At 41.8% G+C, this 17,027-nt stretch carries 14 protein-coding genes; 4 read left to right on the top strand and 10 right to left on the bottom strand.

Going from position 1 to position 17,027, the window contains the following annotated elements:
* Positions 1–188 precede the first annotated feature (188 nt).
* The 8 genes from FJR77_RS06725 to argR all read right to left on the bottom strand — a co-directional run bounded on the left by FJR77_RS06725 (position 189) and on the right by argR (position 11,224).
* Complete coding sequence (locus FJR77_RS06725) at positions 189–623, bottom strand: cytidine deaminase family protein (RefSeq protein WP_140834075.1); 435 nt, start codon at positions 621–623, stop codon at positions 189–191.
* A gap of 13 nt (positions 624–636) precedes the next feature.
* A complete protein-coding gene (gene gltX, locus FJR77_RS06730) occupies positions 637–2,097 on the bottom strand; it encodes a glutamate--tRNA ligase (protein ID WP_140834073.1) in 1,461 nt (486 codons plus the stop codon).
* Between the two features lie 127 nt (positions 2,098–2,224).
* Complete coding sequence (locus FJR77_RS06735; protein WP_000018268.1) at positions 2,225–3,574, bottom strand: glucose-6-phosphate isomerase; 1,350 nt, start codon at positions 3,572–3,574, stop codon at positions 2,225–2,227.
* Positions 3,575–3,744: 170 nt separating this feature from the next.
* Positions 3,745–4,434 (bottom strand): gamma-glutamyl-gamma-aminobutyrate hydrolase family protein, encoded by a 690-nt coding sequence (locus FJR77_RS06745; protein ID WP_140834071.1) that lies wholly within the window; start codon positions 4,432–4,434, stop codon positions 3,745–3,747.
* A 137-nt stretch (positions 4,435–4,571) separates the two neighbouring features.
* Positions 4,572–6,338 carry a multidrug efflux ABC transporter subunit PatB gene (patB, locus tag FJR77_RS06750; RefSeq protein ID WP_140834069.1) on the bottom strand — a complete coding sequence of 589 codons (1,767 nt, stop codon included), beginning with the start codon at positions 6,336–6,338 and terminating at the stop codon, positions 4,572–4,574.
* 1 nt (position 6,339) lies between these two features.
* Positions 6,340–8,046 (bottom strand): multidrug efflux ABC transporter subunit PatA, encoded by a 1,707-nt coding sequence (patA, locus tag FJR77_RS06755; protein WP_140834068.1) that lies wholly within the window; start codon positions 8,044–8,046, stop codon positions 6,340–6,342.
* A gap of 146 nt (positions 8,047–8,192) precedes the next feature.
* Positions 8,193–10,727, bottom strand: a complete 2,535-nt coding sequence (gene mutS / locus FJR77_RS06760; RefSeq protein WP_140834067.1) for a DNA mismatch repair protein MutS — start codon at positions 10,725–10,727, stop codon at positions 8,193–8,195.
* 50 nt (positions 10,728–10,777) lie between these two features.
* Positions 10,778–11,224: an arginine repressor gene (gene argR / locus FJR77_RS06765; protein ID WP_001231476.1), complete on the bottom strand. Its 447-nt coding sequence runs from the start codon at positions 11,222–11,224 to the stop codon at positions 10,778–10,780.
* Between the two features lie 135 nt (positions 11,225–11,359).
* Here argR and argS point away from each other — a divergent pair, with 135 nt between their 5' ends.
* The 4 genes from argS to galU all read left to right on the top strand — a co-directional run bounded on the left by argS (position 11,360) and on the right by galU (position 15,654).
* Positions 11,360–13,051 (top strand): arginine--tRNA ligase, encoded by a 1,692-nt coding sequence (gene argS / locus FJR77_RS06770; protein WP_140834066.1) that lies wholly within the window; start codon positions 11,360–11,362, stop codon positions 13,049–13,051.
* Between the two features lie 252 nt (positions 13,052–13,303).
* Positions 13,304–13,549: a hypothetical protein gene (locus tag FJR77_RS06775; protein ID WP_049532292.1), complete on the top strand. Its 246-nt coding sequence runs from the start codon at positions 13,304–13,306 to the stop codon at positions 13,547–13,549.
* Positions 13,550–13,716: 167 nt separating this feature from the next.
* Positions 13,717–14,733: an NAD(P)H-dependent glycerol-3-phosphate dehydrogenase gene (locus tag FJR77_RS06780; protein WP_140834064.1), complete on the top strand. Its 1,017-nt coding sequence runs from the start codon at positions 13,717–13,719 to the stop codon at positions 14,731–14,733.
* Positions 14,734–14,754: 21 nt separating this feature from the next.
* On the top strand, positions 14,755–15,654 hold the full coding sequence (gene galU / locus FJR77_RS06785) for a UTP--glucose-1-phosphate uridylyltransferase GalU (protein WP_125451563.1): 900 nt from the start codon (positions 14,755–14,757) through the stop codon (positions 15,652–15,654).
* 169 nt (positions 15,655–15,823) lie between these two features.
* Here the strand turns inward: galU and FJR77_RS06790 are convergent, their stop codons facing one another.
* Positions 15,824–16,501 carry a rhomboid family intramembrane serine protease gene (locus tag FJR77_RS06790; RefSeq protein WP_140834063.1) on the bottom strand — a complete coding sequence of 226 codons (678 nt, stop codon included), beginning with the start codon at positions 16,499–16,501 and terminating at the stop codon, positions 15,824–15,826.
* Positions 16,485–17,024 (bottom strand): 5-formyltetrahydrofolate cyclo-ligase, encoded by a 540-nt coding sequence (locus tag FJR77_RS06795; RefSeq protein WP_140834062.1) that lies wholly within the window; start codon positions 17,022–17,024, stop codon positions 16,485–16,487. Before FJR77_RS06795 ends, FJR77_RS06790 begins: the two co-directional genes overlap by 17 nt.
* Between the last annotated feature and the right edge of the window lie 3 nt (positions 17,025–17,027).

A 17,027-nucleotide genomic window follows, 5' to 3' on the forward strand; every position in this document is an offset into this window, starting at 1 on the left:
GAACCCGTGTTACCGCCGTGAAAAGGCGGTGTCTTAACCCCTTGACCAACGGACCAGAGTTGTTATTTTCAACTCTTACTATTATACAGCCTTTTTGTTTTTTGTCAACTACTTTTTTAAACTTTTTACAATTTTTTCAATTCGTTTTTCAAATTATAGTAAAAAGAGCCAGAATTGTACTGACTCTTCTATTTCTCATTAAACTTAGAAGCACGTTCTTCCCCCCACCAATAAGGGATTAATTCTGCGACTTTTACTGTCTTTCTTGTATCATAGTCCATCATGAATTCTGCATCTTTATTTTCAGCGTTCAACTCTAAGAGGAACTCTCTGCAAGCGCCACAAGGCATACCCGAACTTCCACCATAAGGTGGTTTGTCTCGAAAGGCTAATACTTTTTTAACCTTAGTTTGTCCCGAGAATTGGTACATATTGAAGAGTGCTGCCCGCTCTGCGCAGAGATGGAAAACACCACAGGTTCCCTCCATACAGAATCCTGTAAATATTTGTCCATCTTCTGCTTCTACGGAGGCCACAACATGGTTAGCGTAAACAAAATCAGATACTTCATGTGGATCGTATAGCTTCTGTGCTTCTTCGTACATCTTTTCCCAAATGTCCATTATTGTACCCTTCTTACTTAGAGATTTCCTTTAACATATTTTCGATATGTTGGATTGATTTTTCACGGCCTAACAAGAAGATAGTATCTGGCAATTCTGGTCCATGCATTTCACCTGAAACAGCGATACGAATAGGCATAAAAAGATTTTTCCCTTTAATACCTGTTTCTTTTTGGACTGCTTTAATTTGTGGGAAGATATTCTCTGTCACAAATTCATCATCTTTCATCGCTTCAAGTTTTACTTTGAAGGCTTCAAGAACTGTTGGGACTGTTTCCCCCGCCATGACTTCGCGCTCTGCTTCTGTCAATTCTGGGAAATCTGAGAAGAAGAGATCTGTCAATGGGATAATCTCATCTACTGATTTCATTTGTGGTTTATAGAGTTCTACCAATTTTTCAGCCTTATCAGTTAATCGGCCTGCTTCCTCTAAGAATGGTTTTGCCATTTCAAAGATAGTTTCTAGGTCTGCATTCTTGATATAATCATTGCTCATCCAGTCGAGTTTCTTCTGGTCAAAGGCTGCCGGAGACTTGCTCAGGCGGTTTTCATCGAAAAGTTTAATGAGTTCTTCTCGAGAGAAGATTTCATCTTCGCCACCTGGGTTCCAACCAAGAAGAGCAATAAAGTTAAAGACTGCTTCTGGTAAGTAACCTTTTTTACGGTAGTCTTCGATAAACTGAAGGGTGTTTGTGTCACGTTTAGACAATTTTTTCCCAGTTTCAGAGTTGATGATCAAGGTCATGTGACCGAACTCTGGAGCTTCCCAGCCAAGCGCTTCATAAACCATGAGCTGTTTTGGTGTATTAGCAATGTGGTCGTCTCCACGGATTACGTGAGAAATCTGCATATCATGGTCATCGATGACAACGGCAAAGTTGTATGTTGGATAACCGTCTTTCTTTTGGATAACCCAGTCACCACCGATATTGCCACCTTCAAATTCGATATCACCTTTGACCATATCATTCCATTTGTAGATACCTGTCTCATTGACAGCCAAACGGACCGTTGGGATGATCCCTGCTGCTTCACGTTCTGAGATGTAAGCCGCTTTTTCCTCTTCACTCATGCCAAGGTATTCATTGATGTAACGTGGTGTTTCACCAGCTGCTTCTTGGCGTTCGCGTTCAGCTGCCAACTCTTCTTCTGTAACATAAGATTTGTAAGCTTTTCCTTCAGCTAACAGTTGGTCGATGTATTTTTGATACAAGTCCAAACGCTCAGACTGGCGATAATTCTCATTTGTTTCTGGACTTTCATCCCAATCCATGCCTAACCAACGAAGGTTTTCAAGCTGTGAGCGTTCCCCATCTTCGACATGACGTTTACGGTCAGTATCTTCGATACGAATGATAAATGTTCCACCGTGATGACGGGCATAAAGGTAATTGAACAATGCTGTACGGGCATTTCCGATGTGTAGTAGTCCTGTTGGACTTGGTGCGTAACGTACGCGGATATCTTTTGACATAGTTTCTCCTATAAAGTCTCTAGGCGTCTGCCTTTTTGCTCTCTATATTATATCACAAGTCTTGGCTGAGTCCAATTTCTATGAATAAAGATAGTAAAAAGAGTGGGCAAACCACTCTTTTCTTCTATTATAGACGTGCGTTAAGTTCTTTGCTCAATTCTTCAAATCCTGGTTTTCCAAGAAGGGCAAACATGTTACGTTTGTAAGCTTCAACACCTGGTTGGTCAAATGGGTTGATAGCATTCAAGTAACCTGAAAGGGCGATTGCCAATTCGAAGAAATAGATAGTGTAACCAAGAGTGAAAGCATCTTGCTCTGGAAGAGTCACATACATGTTTGGTACATCACCATCTGTGTGGGCAAGAAGAACACCATCAGTTGCTTTTTTATTTACAAAGTCAACGTCTTTTCCTTGAAGATAACCAAGTCCATCAAGGTCTTCTTCCAAGCTAGGAATAATCACGTTTTTACGAGGTTTGTCAACACGAACAACTGTTTCAAACATGATACGAGTTCCTTCTTGGATAAATTGACCAAGTGAGTGCAAGTCAGTTGAGAAGTTGGCTGAAGTTGGGTAGATACCTTTTTGGTCTTTTCCTTCTGATTCACCAGCCAATTGTTTCCACCACTCTGAGAAGTATTGAAGTGATGGCTCGTAGTTTACCAAGATCTCAGTTGCATAACCTTTACGGTAAAGGATGTTACGAACTGCTGCGTATTGGTAAGCTTCGTTTTCAGAGATTTTGTCTGAAGTGTAGTCTTTGCGAGCTGCATTCGCACCTTCCATAAGGGCTTTGATGTCAGCTCCTGATGCTGCAATTGGAAGCAAACCAACGGCTGTCAATACTGAGAAGCGTCCACCGATGTCATCTGGAACAACAAATGTTTCCCAACCGTTAGCATCTGCTTCAACCTTAACCGCACCTTTTTGGCGGTCAGTTGTTGCATAGATACGTTTGTTAGCTTCTTCTTGACCGTATTTCTTAACCAAGAGTTCTTTGAAAACACGGAAAGCGATAGCTGGTTCAGTTGTTGTACCTGATTTAGAAATCACGTTTACTGAGAAGTCTTTATCCGCAACGTACTCTACTAAGTCAGCAAGGTAAGTAGATGAGATTGAGTTTCCTGCGTAAAGGATTTGTGGAGCCTTGCGTTCTTCTTTTGTTTGCAAGTTTGCAAAGTGGTGATTCAAGAAGTCAATCGCTGCTTTAGCACCAAGGTAAGATCCACCGATACCGATCACAACCAAAACATCGCTGTCTGATTTGATTTGCTCAGCAGCTTTCAAGATGCGGTCAAATTCTTCGCGGTCGTAGTTTTCAGGAAGGTCCAACCATCCCAAGAAGTCGCTACCAGCACCAGTTCCTTTACGGATCAATTCATCGGCTGCTGTTACTTGTGATTGCATGTATTCCACTTCATGTGGTGCAACAAATTTGTCTAAGACTTTTGAATAATCAAATTTAATATGTGACATGTTATTCCTCCAATATTTCTTCTTTTCTATCATAACGCTTACCTTCGTTTTTTTCAAGTTTTTTTGTCGAATTTCTCCAATTTTTATCAGAATTCAAACGTTTGCGTAAAAATCCCATATTCCAAAAATTTTGAAAAAATAAAAGAAAGAACGACTAGATGTTCCAGTCGTTACAGTTCATTCAATAAATACTCAAATAATTCTAAATTGCCATCTTCTTCATTAACCAGAAACTCTGGATGCCACTGCAAACCGATAATACGGTGCTCATCGATAGACTCAATCGCTTCAATGGTCTGGTCTCTTGGATCAATAGCAGTTACACGAAAATTAGGTGCCAAATCTTTAATGCTTTGACGATGGACAGAATTGACCTGATTTTCTTTTCCAAATAGCTTGGCCACCACGCTTCCTTCTACTGTCTCAATAGAGTGAGATGTTCCGAAAGGTAATCCTTGCCAGTGACCTTCTATTTCTTGATTTAGGGTTCCACCAAAGGCAACATTGACAAGTTGAACACCGCGACAGATTGCCATAATTGGTTTATTCTGACGGAGCGCTTCTTTCAAGAGTGCCAGTTCAAACTCATCACGTACTAGATTGTAATCATCGCTCTCGATGGTCTTTTTCTCTCCATAAAACTGAGGATGAACATTTTGGCCTCCTGTCAAAATGAGTTTGTCAATCATTTCCACATAATCGCGTACAACTGACTCATCACCAACAGGAATGACTAAAGGGAGACCACCAACTTGACGAATGCTCTCTGCGAATCTACAAGATACAGATGAGTGAATGTTTTTACCTTCTGCGTCTACAGGACATAGATTTGCAGCAACTCCTACAACCGTTCTAGCCATGATGCCTCTCCTTTCGAATGTTAACGATAGTCCTATCATAGCACTCAAAATGACTTTCGTCTAATATGTTTTTTTTAAGGATGTGATAAATATTTTTTATGGACAAGAAAAAGCTGCCCCATAGGACAACTTCTTTCTTATTCAAAGACAAATTGATTGTGATAGAGTTCTGAGTAGAATCCACCTAGTTTCAAGAGTTCATGATGGCTACCGCGTTCAATGACTTCTCCATCTTTAAGGACAATAATCTGGTCTGCATTGAGAATGGTTTTCAAGCGATGGGCAATGACAAAACTAGTTCTACCTGCTACAACTGCCTCCATGGCATGCTGAATCTTACTTTCTGTCACCGTATCTACGTTTGAAGTTGCTTCATCTAGAATGAGAACTTCTGGATCTGTCATCAGAGTTCGAGCGATAGAAATCAATTGCTTCTGCCCTGTCGAGAAGATGCTCTGGTCATCATCTATAAGAGTATCGTACTTATCAGGCAAGCTTTCGATATAGTCGTGGATATGGGTTGCCTTGGCTGCTGCCTCAACCATTTCTTGACTAGCATCTGGCACACCAAAACGGATATTGTCTCGAATGGTTCCGCTAAAAAGAACGGAATCTTGCAAGACAATCCCCACCTTACTTCTGAGACTATCTAAATCATAGTCACGAATATCTTTCCCATCAAAATAAATGCCACCAGCATCAACATCATAAAAGCGATTGATGAGGTTCATAATAGTGGTTTTTCCTGAACCCGTCGGCCCAACAACCGCGGTCATCTGTCCTTTCGGAGCGGAAATGCTGACATCTTTCAAAATAGGTTTATCAGGCAAATATGAGAAATCAATGTGACTGATTTCAACACCTTCTTGCAACTTAGTGAAGATTGGAGCCTTTTCAGGTCGGATTTCTTCCTCTGCGTCAAACATTTCCTGAATCCGTTCAGCCCCCGTAAAGGCTAACTGAAGGCTTCCCCAACTAGCTGCAACTTGGATAATAGGCTGGTAGTACTGCTGTGAAAATTGGGCAAACATAACAATCAAACCTAAGGCTGTGCTTGTTTCAATAGTCTTATCATTCAAAAGTACAGATGAACCAGCAAAGATGACGACAGCTGTATTAACCAGACTCATCCCATTCATGACAGGGAACAGAATTCCTGAGAACATTCTTCCTTTAAAGGTTGCCTTGCGTACGCGCTCATTTTGTTCAAGAAATCCTGCCATCATATCCTCTTGAATTCCTTGCACAATCACGGCTTTTTGGCCTGAGATACTCTCATCCATATAGGCGTTGAGCTTCCCTACCTCTTTCTGCTGGAGGTTGGTGTATTTGCGTGCCATTTTTACGATAAAAATCAGCATGAGGAAGGCAACTGGTGTGCTGGCAATGGTGATGAGGGCCAGCGTCACATTTCTCGAAAACATGACAAGAATCAAACCAATGTATAAAGCAATATTGCTCATGACCTGAATCAAGCTCTCGTTAAAGGCTTGGAGGATATTATCCAAATCACTGGTAAAACGAGACAAGATATCGCCATCTTGTCGGCGGTCAAAGAATGAAACCGTCAATCGCGCAAGCTTACCAAAGAGGCCTTTACGCATCTCATTGGTAGATTCTGCAATCACGCGCGTCATGAGACACATGTATATGACACTAGAGATAGATAGAACCAAAACCAGCAGACCAAGATTGACCATGATTCCTGATAGACTTTGCCAAACAAGTTCTGGATTACCATCTTGATAAGCTTGAACTAAATTAGCTAACTGCGTCACTGCTTGTCCAGAATATACCGGAAAGAGAGCTTGGGCAAGAGTCGCTAGAACAATCATCAGAATAACAACTACAAATGATAACTTATAAACTTTAAAATAATTCCAAAAAAATTGAACTGTCTTCATGTTACTCCTCCTTTCCTTTCTGTGTTTCATAGATTTCACGGTAAACAGCATTGTTGGCAACCAAGTCTGCATGCGTACCTTGACCAATCAATCGTCCTTGATCTAAAACCAAGATTTTATCTGCATGGACAACCGAGCTAATCTTTTGCGCGATGATAATGGTTGTCGTCCCCTTCAGATCCTTATTCAAGGCTTCTTGCACCAGGCGCTCTGACTTGGCATCCAATGCTGAGGTCGAATCGTCAAAAATCAGAATACGCGGATTGCTGACAATTCCACGAGCAATCGACATCCTTTGCTTTTGCCCACCAGAGAAATTGGTTCCTCGTTCCTCAACTGGACTTTCAAAGGTTTTCTCCATACGATGAATGAATTCACTAGCCTGGGCAATATTGGCTGCGCGCTCCATTTCAAATAGAGTAGCATCTCCCTTACCCTGTCTCAAGTTATCTGCAATCGTTCCACTAAAGAGAATGGCACGTTGGAGAACGATAGAGACAGCTTTACGTAGGGTCCCTTCACTCACTTCTCGAATATCCTTTCCTCCGATTTTAATAGAGCCTTCTTGCGGATCAAAGAGACGTGGAATCAATTGAGCCAAGGTTGATTTTCCTGCACCAGTCGCTCCAACTACACCAACCATTTGACCAGGTTCAATAGTAAAGGTCACATCTTTTAGCATCGGTTCCTTGTCCATTGGATAGGTAAAGGTTACATTTTCAAAGCTAAGACTTCCAACCAACTCTTCATCTGGCACATCCTTGAAGGTCATGGCTGGCTCTGCGTCAAGAATTTCTCGAATACGACGCATAGAAATCATAGCACGACTGACAGAATTTCCCAAAAATCCAACCATAACAATGGTAAAGATAATCTGGCTCAGGTAATTGACAAAGGAAGCAATGGAGCCAACAACTGACGGATCCGACTGAACCATCCCAGCAACTAGCCAAATAGAGAGGAATACCGCCCCATAACCGACCAACATCATGAAAGGTTCCACTACTGAAAAGGCATAACCAATGTAAAGGTTTTGACCGAGTAACTCGTCTGAAACCTCCGTAAACTTATCAAACTGCTCTTTTTCTTGGACAAAGGACTTGACCACACGAACGCCACGCAAATTTTCCTTGGCAATGGCATTGATGCGTTCAAGAAGGGTTTGAAACTTGGCAAAACGAGGCCCCATCATTCCCATCATGACAGCAGTCAAACCAAAAATCAAGACCACCATGAGAACAATCACCCACCACAGCGAAGGAAGAGTTTGAACCGCAAGGATAAACGAACCGATGAACAAGAGGGGAAGTCTGAAAAGAATTTGGAAGGTCATCATGACCACGTTCTGAATCTGGTTGATATCATTTGTCATTCGAACGACTAGATTTCCCGCATTAAATTGTTCAATATTGGCATAAGAAAAGGTTTGGATTTTACGGAAGGCATCCTCCCGAAGGTCAGATGAAACTCCTTGGGCAATATAGGCTGCAAGGATAACATTGAGCCCACCAGCAACCAGACCAACCAAGGCCACACCAATTAACCAAACCCCTATACTATAAATGGCTTCATATTTCCCAGCAAGTAGGGCGTCTAACACTTCCTGCAGATAACGCGGTTGCAGAAGTGAACTAGCAACCATCAAGCCTGTCATCAGAAGCGAAGCTAAGGCCTGCCACTTGTAGGTTTTTATTTTCTGAATTAGCATACTTTCTCCTTAAAAAATAGACAAAAGGGAGCGACAATGTGTCAGCTCCTTCTCATTCTGTTTGTGTGATGTTATTCTAGCAAAAAAGTGGGGGATTGTCAAAGAAGTCTCCTTGATATAGCTAGAATGACAAGTCAATCTTGGCTTTATAATTTCTGTTTTAACTCTACTAAGACATTCATAGCCTGCATAGGTGTCATATTGTAAACATCCAGTTTAGCTAATTCTGCTAGGATAGGATGGTCTGCTGGCGCGTCAAAGAGTGAAATCTGTTCAGTGACGGCACTTGTTTGTTTCATAGGACCTGGGCTTTCTGGGCCCTGATTCTCTAACTGAGTCAAAATCTTATCCGCCCTTGCTAAAAGGTCTGCTGGCAAGCCAGCAATCTTGGCAACATGGATACCGTAGGATTTATCAGCTGGTCCTGGTTCGATCTTGTGAAGGAAGGTGACCTGCCCATCCTGCTCCAAGGTTGCCACGTGGACATTGACCAAATGTTGTAAACTAGACTCCAGACTAGTCAACTCATGGTAGTGGGTCGCAAAGAGGGTTTTGGCTCCGATGTGTTCATGGATGTATTCGATGATGGACTGAGCAAGAGCCATCCCATCATAAGTCGCAGTTCCCCGTCCTAACTCATCGAAAAGAATCAAGGAATTTTTGGTTGCATGCGAAATGGCATTATTGGCCTCCATCATCTCCACCATGAAGGTTGATTGACCTGAAACCAAGTCATCTGCTGCTCCGATACGGGTAAAAATCGCATCAAAAATCGGTAAATGAGCGCTTTCCGCTGGCACATAAGAACCCAACTGGGCCATAACCGCCGTCATGGCTAACTGACGCATGTAGGTTGACTTTCCGCTCATGTTGGGCCCTGTAATCAGTTGAATACTGGTATATTCTGCCATCTGAATCGTATTTGGAATATAGGTCTGAGCCCCCATAACCTTTTCAACGACAGCATGACGTCCTTTCTGGATATCAATCTGCGAACCATCTCCAAACTCAGGTCGAATCAAATGCTGGGTTTCAGCAACAACTGCCAGACTTTGCAAGACATCAACTGTCGCAATTCCTTGGGCTAGAGCTTGTAAACGTTGGATGTACTTGCTGACCTCTTCACGAATACGCATAAAAATTTCGTACTCTAGGTTAGCTGACTTCTCACGCGCCTCCAGCATATCACCCTCGATACGCGCTAATTCTTCGGTTCCAAAACGTTCTGAATTTTTCAGCGTCGCCTTGCGGAAAAAGTGAGCAGGCACATTTCCCAGTTGCGAATTGGTCACATGAAAATAGTAGCCATCCTTTTTATTGTAGTCAATCTTAAGCGTGCTGATACCAGAGTTTTCTCGCTCCTTAGTCTCAATCTCAGCAATCCAGCTAGTCCCTTCTCTGAGAACGCGACGGTACTTGTCTAAAGTCTCATCAAATCCCGTCCGGATAATACCCCCATCTGTAATCATATGAGGAGCTTCAGGAGCAATCGCTGCGCTAATCAAACTCTCCAACTCAGGGATTGCATCCAATTGTTCGATAAGATAAGTTAGAGCAGGTTGCTCCATCCCTTCTAAAATCGCACGAATCCGTGGCACACTAGACAAGGTAGTCGCCAACTGCAAGAGATCCTTTGGGTTGGTTTTGCCAAAAGAAACACGACTAGCCAAGCGCTCAATGTCATAAACACCCTTGAGACTGTCTGTCAAATCACTACGCTCAAAGAAATGGTCGAGAAAGACCTGCACCACTTCTTGGCGTTGGACGATTCGTTCCTTATCAATCAGGGGACGATGAATCCAAGACCGCAAGAGCCGCATACCCATAGCTGTTTTGGTTTCATCCAAAAGCCAGAAAAGACTGCCTTGCTTCTTGCCTGACCGAGCATTCTCGACCAAATCCAGACTAGCCTTGGTCGCATAATCCATCTGCAAGAAATCCTTGATTTCATAGCGGATAACAGGTTTGAGGTGGTTCAATTCCCTCATCTGGGTTCGATGGACATACTGGAGCAACTTACTAGATGCCGCTTGTTCCACAGCTGCTAATCGTGAATCCAGTAAATGAAGGTCTTCAAAACCTTCTTTTTCATAGGAAAGTACCAGATTCATCTGACGACTAAGGATTTGTTCCTCTTCCTCAGACAAGTCATAGCCCAGCACCACTTCTCGAGCCTTGAGATTGCGGATTTCCCCACAAACCAGCGTGAAATCCAAAAGACCTGTCACATAAAAGTCACCCGTCACCAGGTCCATATAAGCTAGACCAAATTGATTCCCATCACGGTCTATGGCAACCAAAAAATTATTCTGACTATCCAGCTTACTGCTATCGACCACTGTCCCTGGCGTAATGACCTGAACAACCTCTCGTTTAACAACCCCAACTGCTTGTTTAGGATCTTCCATCTGCTCTGCGATAGCCACCTTATAGCCCTGCTCAATCAAGACATCAATATACTGCTGGGCAGAATGATAGGGGACACCCGCCATAGGAATCGGATTGTCCGCATTCTTGTTGCGACTCGTTAAGGAAATTTCCAGAATCTGCGCAGCATTGACCGCATCCTCATAAAATAATTCATAAAAATCACCCATACGAAAGAGCAAAAAAGCATCTGGATATTGCTTTTTAATATCCACATACTGTTGCATGCCGGGTGATAACTTTTCTGTCACCATTTTCCGTCTCTCCTTGTCAAAAATAAGTCTTGAGAGTAACTCCCAAGACCTTACTTATCTTTCATCAAATCTAGCAAACGATCTTCCATGAGTTTGGCAACGTGCTGGTCTCGACAAATGACCAATAAGGTATTGGCACCAGCAACTGTTCCTAAAATCCATTCATCCTTGTTTGCATCTACAATATTTGCCAAAACAGAGGCTTCTCCCAATTTAGTATGAAGCACCAAGGTAAACTCTGCTCTTGCAACACCTTCTAAATGATGAGACAAAAATTCCACCAAATCAATCTTTTCTGTCTCATTTGCTAGTACATAATACACCATATCATTTTTCTTGACCTTGGTCAAGCCGATTTCACGCAAATCACGAGACAGGGTTGTCTGCGTCACAAAAACATTGTGCGCCTCCAACCGATCTTGAATTTCTTTTTGTGTACTTAATTTCTCCTCAGTAATCATTTTTTTTATTAACTGATGACGATCTCTTTTTCTCATAAAATCCTCTTATATGAATATTTATAACTAATTTTATAACTATATTATCCCAAAAAAATAGGAGATTTCAAAAATTTTTTCTTCTTTCTTTAAAATTGTGATAAAATAGTAGAAAAGTCCAAAAAGGAGCTCTTAATGAATACAAAAGAATTGATTGCTAGCGAGTTGGCTAGCATCATTGATAGCCTGGACCAAGAGGCTATTTTAAATTTACTGGAAACCCCTAAAAACTCAGAAATGGGAGACATCGCTTTCCCTGCTTTTTCACTTGCAAAAGTCGAACGTAAAGCACCTCAAATGATTGCGGCTGAACTGGCTGAAAAAATTAACAGCCAAGCCTTTGAAAAGGTTGTCGCAACAGGACCTTACGTCAACTTTTTCCTTGATAAATCTGCCATTTCTGCTCAAGTATTGCAAGCTGTTATCACTGAAAAAGAACACTATGCTGACCAAACTATTGGCAAACAAGAAAATGTTGTTATCGATATGTCTAGTCCCAATATCGCTAAACCATTTTCTATTGGTCACCTACGCTCAACTGTTATCGGAGATAGCTTGTCACATATTTTCCAAAAAATCGGTTATCAAACAGTCAAGGTCAACCATTTGGGAGACTGGGGTAAACAGTTTGGAATGTTGATTGTTGCCTACAAAAAATGGGGCGACGAAGAAGCTGTAAAGGCTCATCCAATCGATGAACTCCTTAAACTCTACGTCCGCATCAACGCTGAGGCTGAAAATGACCCAAGTTTGGATGAAGAAGCACGCGAATGGTTCCGTAAACTTGAAAATGGAGACGAGGAAGCTCTCGCACTTTGGCAATGGTTCCGTGATGAAAGTTTGGTGGAATTTAACCGCCTTTACAATGAATTGCAAGTCGAATTTGACAGCTACAACGGAGAATCCTTCTACAACGATAAGATGGATGCAGTTGTAGACATTCTTTCTGAAAAAGGCCTTCTTGTTGAATCAGAAGGTGCCCAAGTTGTGAATCTTGAGAAATATGGAATTGAACATCCAGCCCTTATCAAAAAATCTGATGGTGCAACTCTCTACATCACACGTGACTTGGCTGCAGCTCTTTACCGTAAAAACGAATACCAATTTGCTAAATCTATCTATGTCGTTGGTCAAGAGCAATCTGCCCACTTTAAACAGCTCAAAGCTGTCTTGAAAGAAATGGGCTACGACTGGAGTGAAGACATTACTCATGTTCCTTTTGGTTTGGTTACAAAAGAATGGAAAAAACTCTCTACGCGTAAAGGGAATGTCATCTTGCTAGAGCCTACTGTTGCAGAGGCTGTTAGCCGTGCCAAGGCCCAAATCGAGGCTAAAAATCCTGAACTAGAAAACAAAGACCAGGTAGCGCATGCTGTTGGGGTTGGAGCCATTAAGTTCTATGACCTCAAAACCGACCGTACAAATGGATACGACTTCGACCTAGAAGCTATGGTATCCTTCGAGGGGGAAACTGGACCTTATGTACAATATGCCTACGCTCGTATCCAATCTATCTTACGCAAAGCCGATTTCAAACCAGAAACAGCTGGCAACTATAGCTTGAATGATGCCGAAAGTTGGGAAATCATCAAACTCATCCAAGACTTCCCACGTATTATCAACCGTGCGGCGGATAACTTTGAACCTTCTATCATTGCTAAATTTGCAGTTAGCCTGGCTCAAGCCTTTAACAAATACTATGCACATACGCGCATCTTGGATGAAAGCCCAGAACGCGACAGCCGTCTAGCTCTTAGCTACGCAACCGCAGTCGTTCTCAAAGAGGCCCTTCGCTTGCTTGGAGTAGAAGCGCCTGAGAAGATGTGATTCAGTACTAACAATTGGAACTAAAGTTCCCAATTGTTAGACGCTATCCGCTTGTATGCGGACTAGCTAACTGCTTCACTAGTCATGGCTCCTAAATATAATCGATTTAGAAGCCATGACGTCGTAATCCTCAAGTCACTTGAATGCAAGACAATCTAAGTAATGAATGTCAAACCTTATCAGGGATTTGGCTAAGCGCTTCACTAATTCAATCTACTCACTACTATTTTTTATCATACAGGGAGATATCCTATGAGCCAATATGCTTATATCCTCGTTGTGATTAGCTTGGTGTTCCTTTTTCTGCTTAATAAGTACGAGAAAGAACGGCTTCAAAGACTCTACCAAGAACAACTTTTGAAGGATGAAACATTCAGGACTGACATCAAAGAGAAAATTCACACGACTGAAAATATCAATGATGTCATTGCTTACATCAATAAAACTTATCATCTGGGAATGTTACTATCAAAAGACATTACAGATCAATTGAAATAAACCTAGCTATTCTTTAAGGAATATCAAAACCGAGACTAAGAGTTTAATACTTAGGATCGGTTTTTGTATATTTTTCAAGTAACAAAGCAACCACTCCCCAGCAATGCAAGTGCAAAATCCCCTAGAATGTGATAAAATAAAAAGAGAACTCTATCAAGGAGGAAATCATGGAAAAACAAACCATCGCCGTCTTGGGGCCTGGTTCTTGGGGAACTGCCCTTTCACAAGTCTTGAATGACAATGGACACGAGGTACGTATTTGGGGAAATCTTCCCGAGCAAATCAATGAAATTAATACCTATCATACTAATAAACACTACTTTAAAGATGTCGTTCTAGACGAAAATATCATTGCCTACACCGACTTAGCAGAAACATTGAAAGATGTAGATGCGATTTTGTTTGTTGTCCCAACAAAAGTGACACGACTTGTTGCCCAACAAGTTGCAAAAACCTTGGATCATAAGGCTATCATCATGCACGCTTCAAAGGGATTAGAGCCTGATAGTCATAAACGATTATCAACCATCCTTGAAGAAGAAATTCCTGAACATCTCCGCAGTGATATTGTCGTTGTTTCAGGCCCTAGTCATGCAGAAGAGACCATTGTACGTGACCTGACTTTAATCACTGCTGCTTCTAAAGATTTACAAACAGCTCAATACGTTCAAGAACTCTTTAGTAATCACTACTTCCGACTTTATACCAATACGGATGTTATTGGAGTCGAAACTGCTGGTGCTCTTAAAAATATTATCGCTGTCGGTGCTGGAGCTCTACATGGTTTGGGATTTGGTGACAATGCCAAAGCAGCCATCATCGCTCGAGGCTTGGCAGAAATTACCCGCCTAGGGGTAGCACTCGGTGCCAGTCCACTGACCTATAGTGGCTTATCTGGTGTGGGAGATTTGATTGTAACGGGAACCTCCATCCACTCTCGTAACTGGAGAGCCGGAGATGCTCTTGGTCGTGGAGAATCTCTAGCTGATATCGAAGCCAATATGGGCATGGTAATCGAAGGAATCTCAACGACTCGAGCAGCCTATGAACTAGCGCAAGAACTTGGAGTCTATATGCCCATTACACAAGCCATTTACCAAGTTATCTACCACGGAACCAATATCAAAGATGCTATTTATGACATCATGAACAATGAATTTAAAGCAGAAAATGAGTGGTCTTAACTCTCTAAAGAAAGGATTCTTATGACATCAAAAGTTAGAAAGGCAGTCATCCCTGCCGCTGGACTCGGGACTCGATTTTTACCAGCAACCAAAGCACTTGCTAAAGAAATGTTGCCAATTGTAGACAAACCAACTATCCAGTTTATCGTGGAAGAGGCTCTCAAATCAGGTATTGAAGATATTCTGGTTGTCACTGGTAAATCAAAACGTTCTATTGAAGACCACTTTGACTCAAACTTTGAACTTGAGTACAATCTCAAAGAAAAAGGCAAAACGGATTTGTTAAAATTGGTAGATGAAGCAACTGGTATGCGCCTTCATTTCATCCGCCAAACTCACCCTCGCGGTCTTGGAGACGCTGTCCTACAAGCCAAAGCTTTTGTGGGGAATGAACCCTTCGTTGTTATGCTGGGCGATGACCTTATGGACATTACTAACGACAAGACTATCCCATTAACAAAACAACTGATGAATGATTACGAAAAGACACACGCATCAACCATTGCTGTTATGCCTGTTCCTCATGAAGAAGTTTCATCATATGGAGTTATCGCTCCTCAAGGTGAAGGAATCAATGGTCTATACAGCGTTGAAACTTTCGTTGAAAAACCAGCTCCCGAAGATGCTCCAAGTGATTTAGCAATTATCGGTCGCTATCTTCTCACACCTGAGATTTTTGATATCCTCGAAAAGCAAGCTCCCGGTGCTGGAAATGAAATTCAGCTTACGGATGCAATCGATACTCTCAATAAAACACAACGTGTTTTCGCTCGTAAATTTACAGGAGCTCGCTACGACGTTGGCGATAAGTTTGGCTTTATGAAAACATCTATTGACTACGCCCTCAAGCACCCACAAGTCAAAGATGACTTGAAAGATTACATCATCCAACTCGGAAAAGAATTGGCTGAGAAGGAATAACATAAAAAGATAAGGTTCAAAAATTGCCTTATCTTTTTTATTATAGTAGATTGAAATAAGATGTAAACAAATCGATTAGGAAAGTCAAATTAATTTCTAGAAATATTTCAGTAGCCACAGCGTGCTATTCTAAATTCAACCTACTATACATAAGTATTCTTATAAACCTTCACAACTCCATTCCCTTATCAAGAAGCAAGACTGCAAGTACTACGAATAACACTAACGCTACCAGTCTCTGACTAGCGCTATACATCCGTCTTTCTCCTCGAACTGGAAAGATAACTGCTAGTAATGCTCCACCAACTGCACCACCGATATGACCTGCTAGACTGATTCCTGGAATCAGAACACTTCCAATAATGTTAACCACAAAAAGTGTCAGATAGGATTGCCCTAGCTGTTGAATATAGGGGTTGCGAGTTGCATAACGAAGAACAATAATTGCAGCAAATAATCCATAGAGAGAAGTCGAGGCTCCTGCTGCTAAGGATTTAGGACTAAATACAAAAACAAAGAGATTGCCCATCATTCCTGATAAGAGATAGAGAAAGAAAAACTTCTTGGATCCAAAAATTTCCTCTACTTGTCTACCAAGATAATAAAGCGAAAGCATATTGACAATGAAATGCTCCCACCCAATATGAACAAAAATGGCAGAGAAGATACGCCAAACCTGCTCAGGAAAGAGGCGAATAGCTGGCCCATACATGGCTCCAAATTGAAATAAGGTATCCGCCCTGTCAAAGTTTCCACCTGTGGTCACCAACATTAGTAGAAATACCAAGGCCGTCACTAAGAGGAAAAAACTCGTCACAGGGTAACGCCTATCAAAGATTTCTTTCATCAATCAGTACCTCCTGAACAGGAATATCATGATTTTCAGGAATAAAGTCCTGAATTTGACAAGGATATATCGTACTCAAAGTATGACCAGAAAAATATTCCAGATAGCGGTCATAATAACCTCCACCGTATCCAATCCGATATCCTTCCGTCGTAAAAGCCAAGCCAGGAACATGAATCAAATCAATCTGAGAGGCATCCACCACTTCCAAATCTCCCTGTGGCTCCAGTAAGCCAAAGGAAGTTTTTACCAACTGCTGCGGATCATAGACTACAAACTTCATGAGCCCCTTGGGATAGGTTTTGGGTATCAAAACTTTCTTACCATCCCTCAGCGCCTGGTCAATCAGTTCCTGAGTTTGAAACTCATGAGGAAAAGAGAGATAGGTTGCGATGACCTTGGCTTCTTGGTAGAAGGGATGGTGTAAAAGCCGCTCGGTTAAAGTTTGATCTATAAACTGTTTTTGCTCTTGAGGTAAAGCCTTCATTTCATTCAAGACCTGCTTGCGTAATTTCAATTTCATAGA

Origin of the sequence: Streptococcus shenyangsis, from assembly GCF_006385785.1 — a bacterium.
GTDB classification, from domain to species: Bacteria; Bacillota; Bacilli; order Lactobacillales; family Streptococcaceae; genus Streptococcus; species Streptococcus shenyangsis.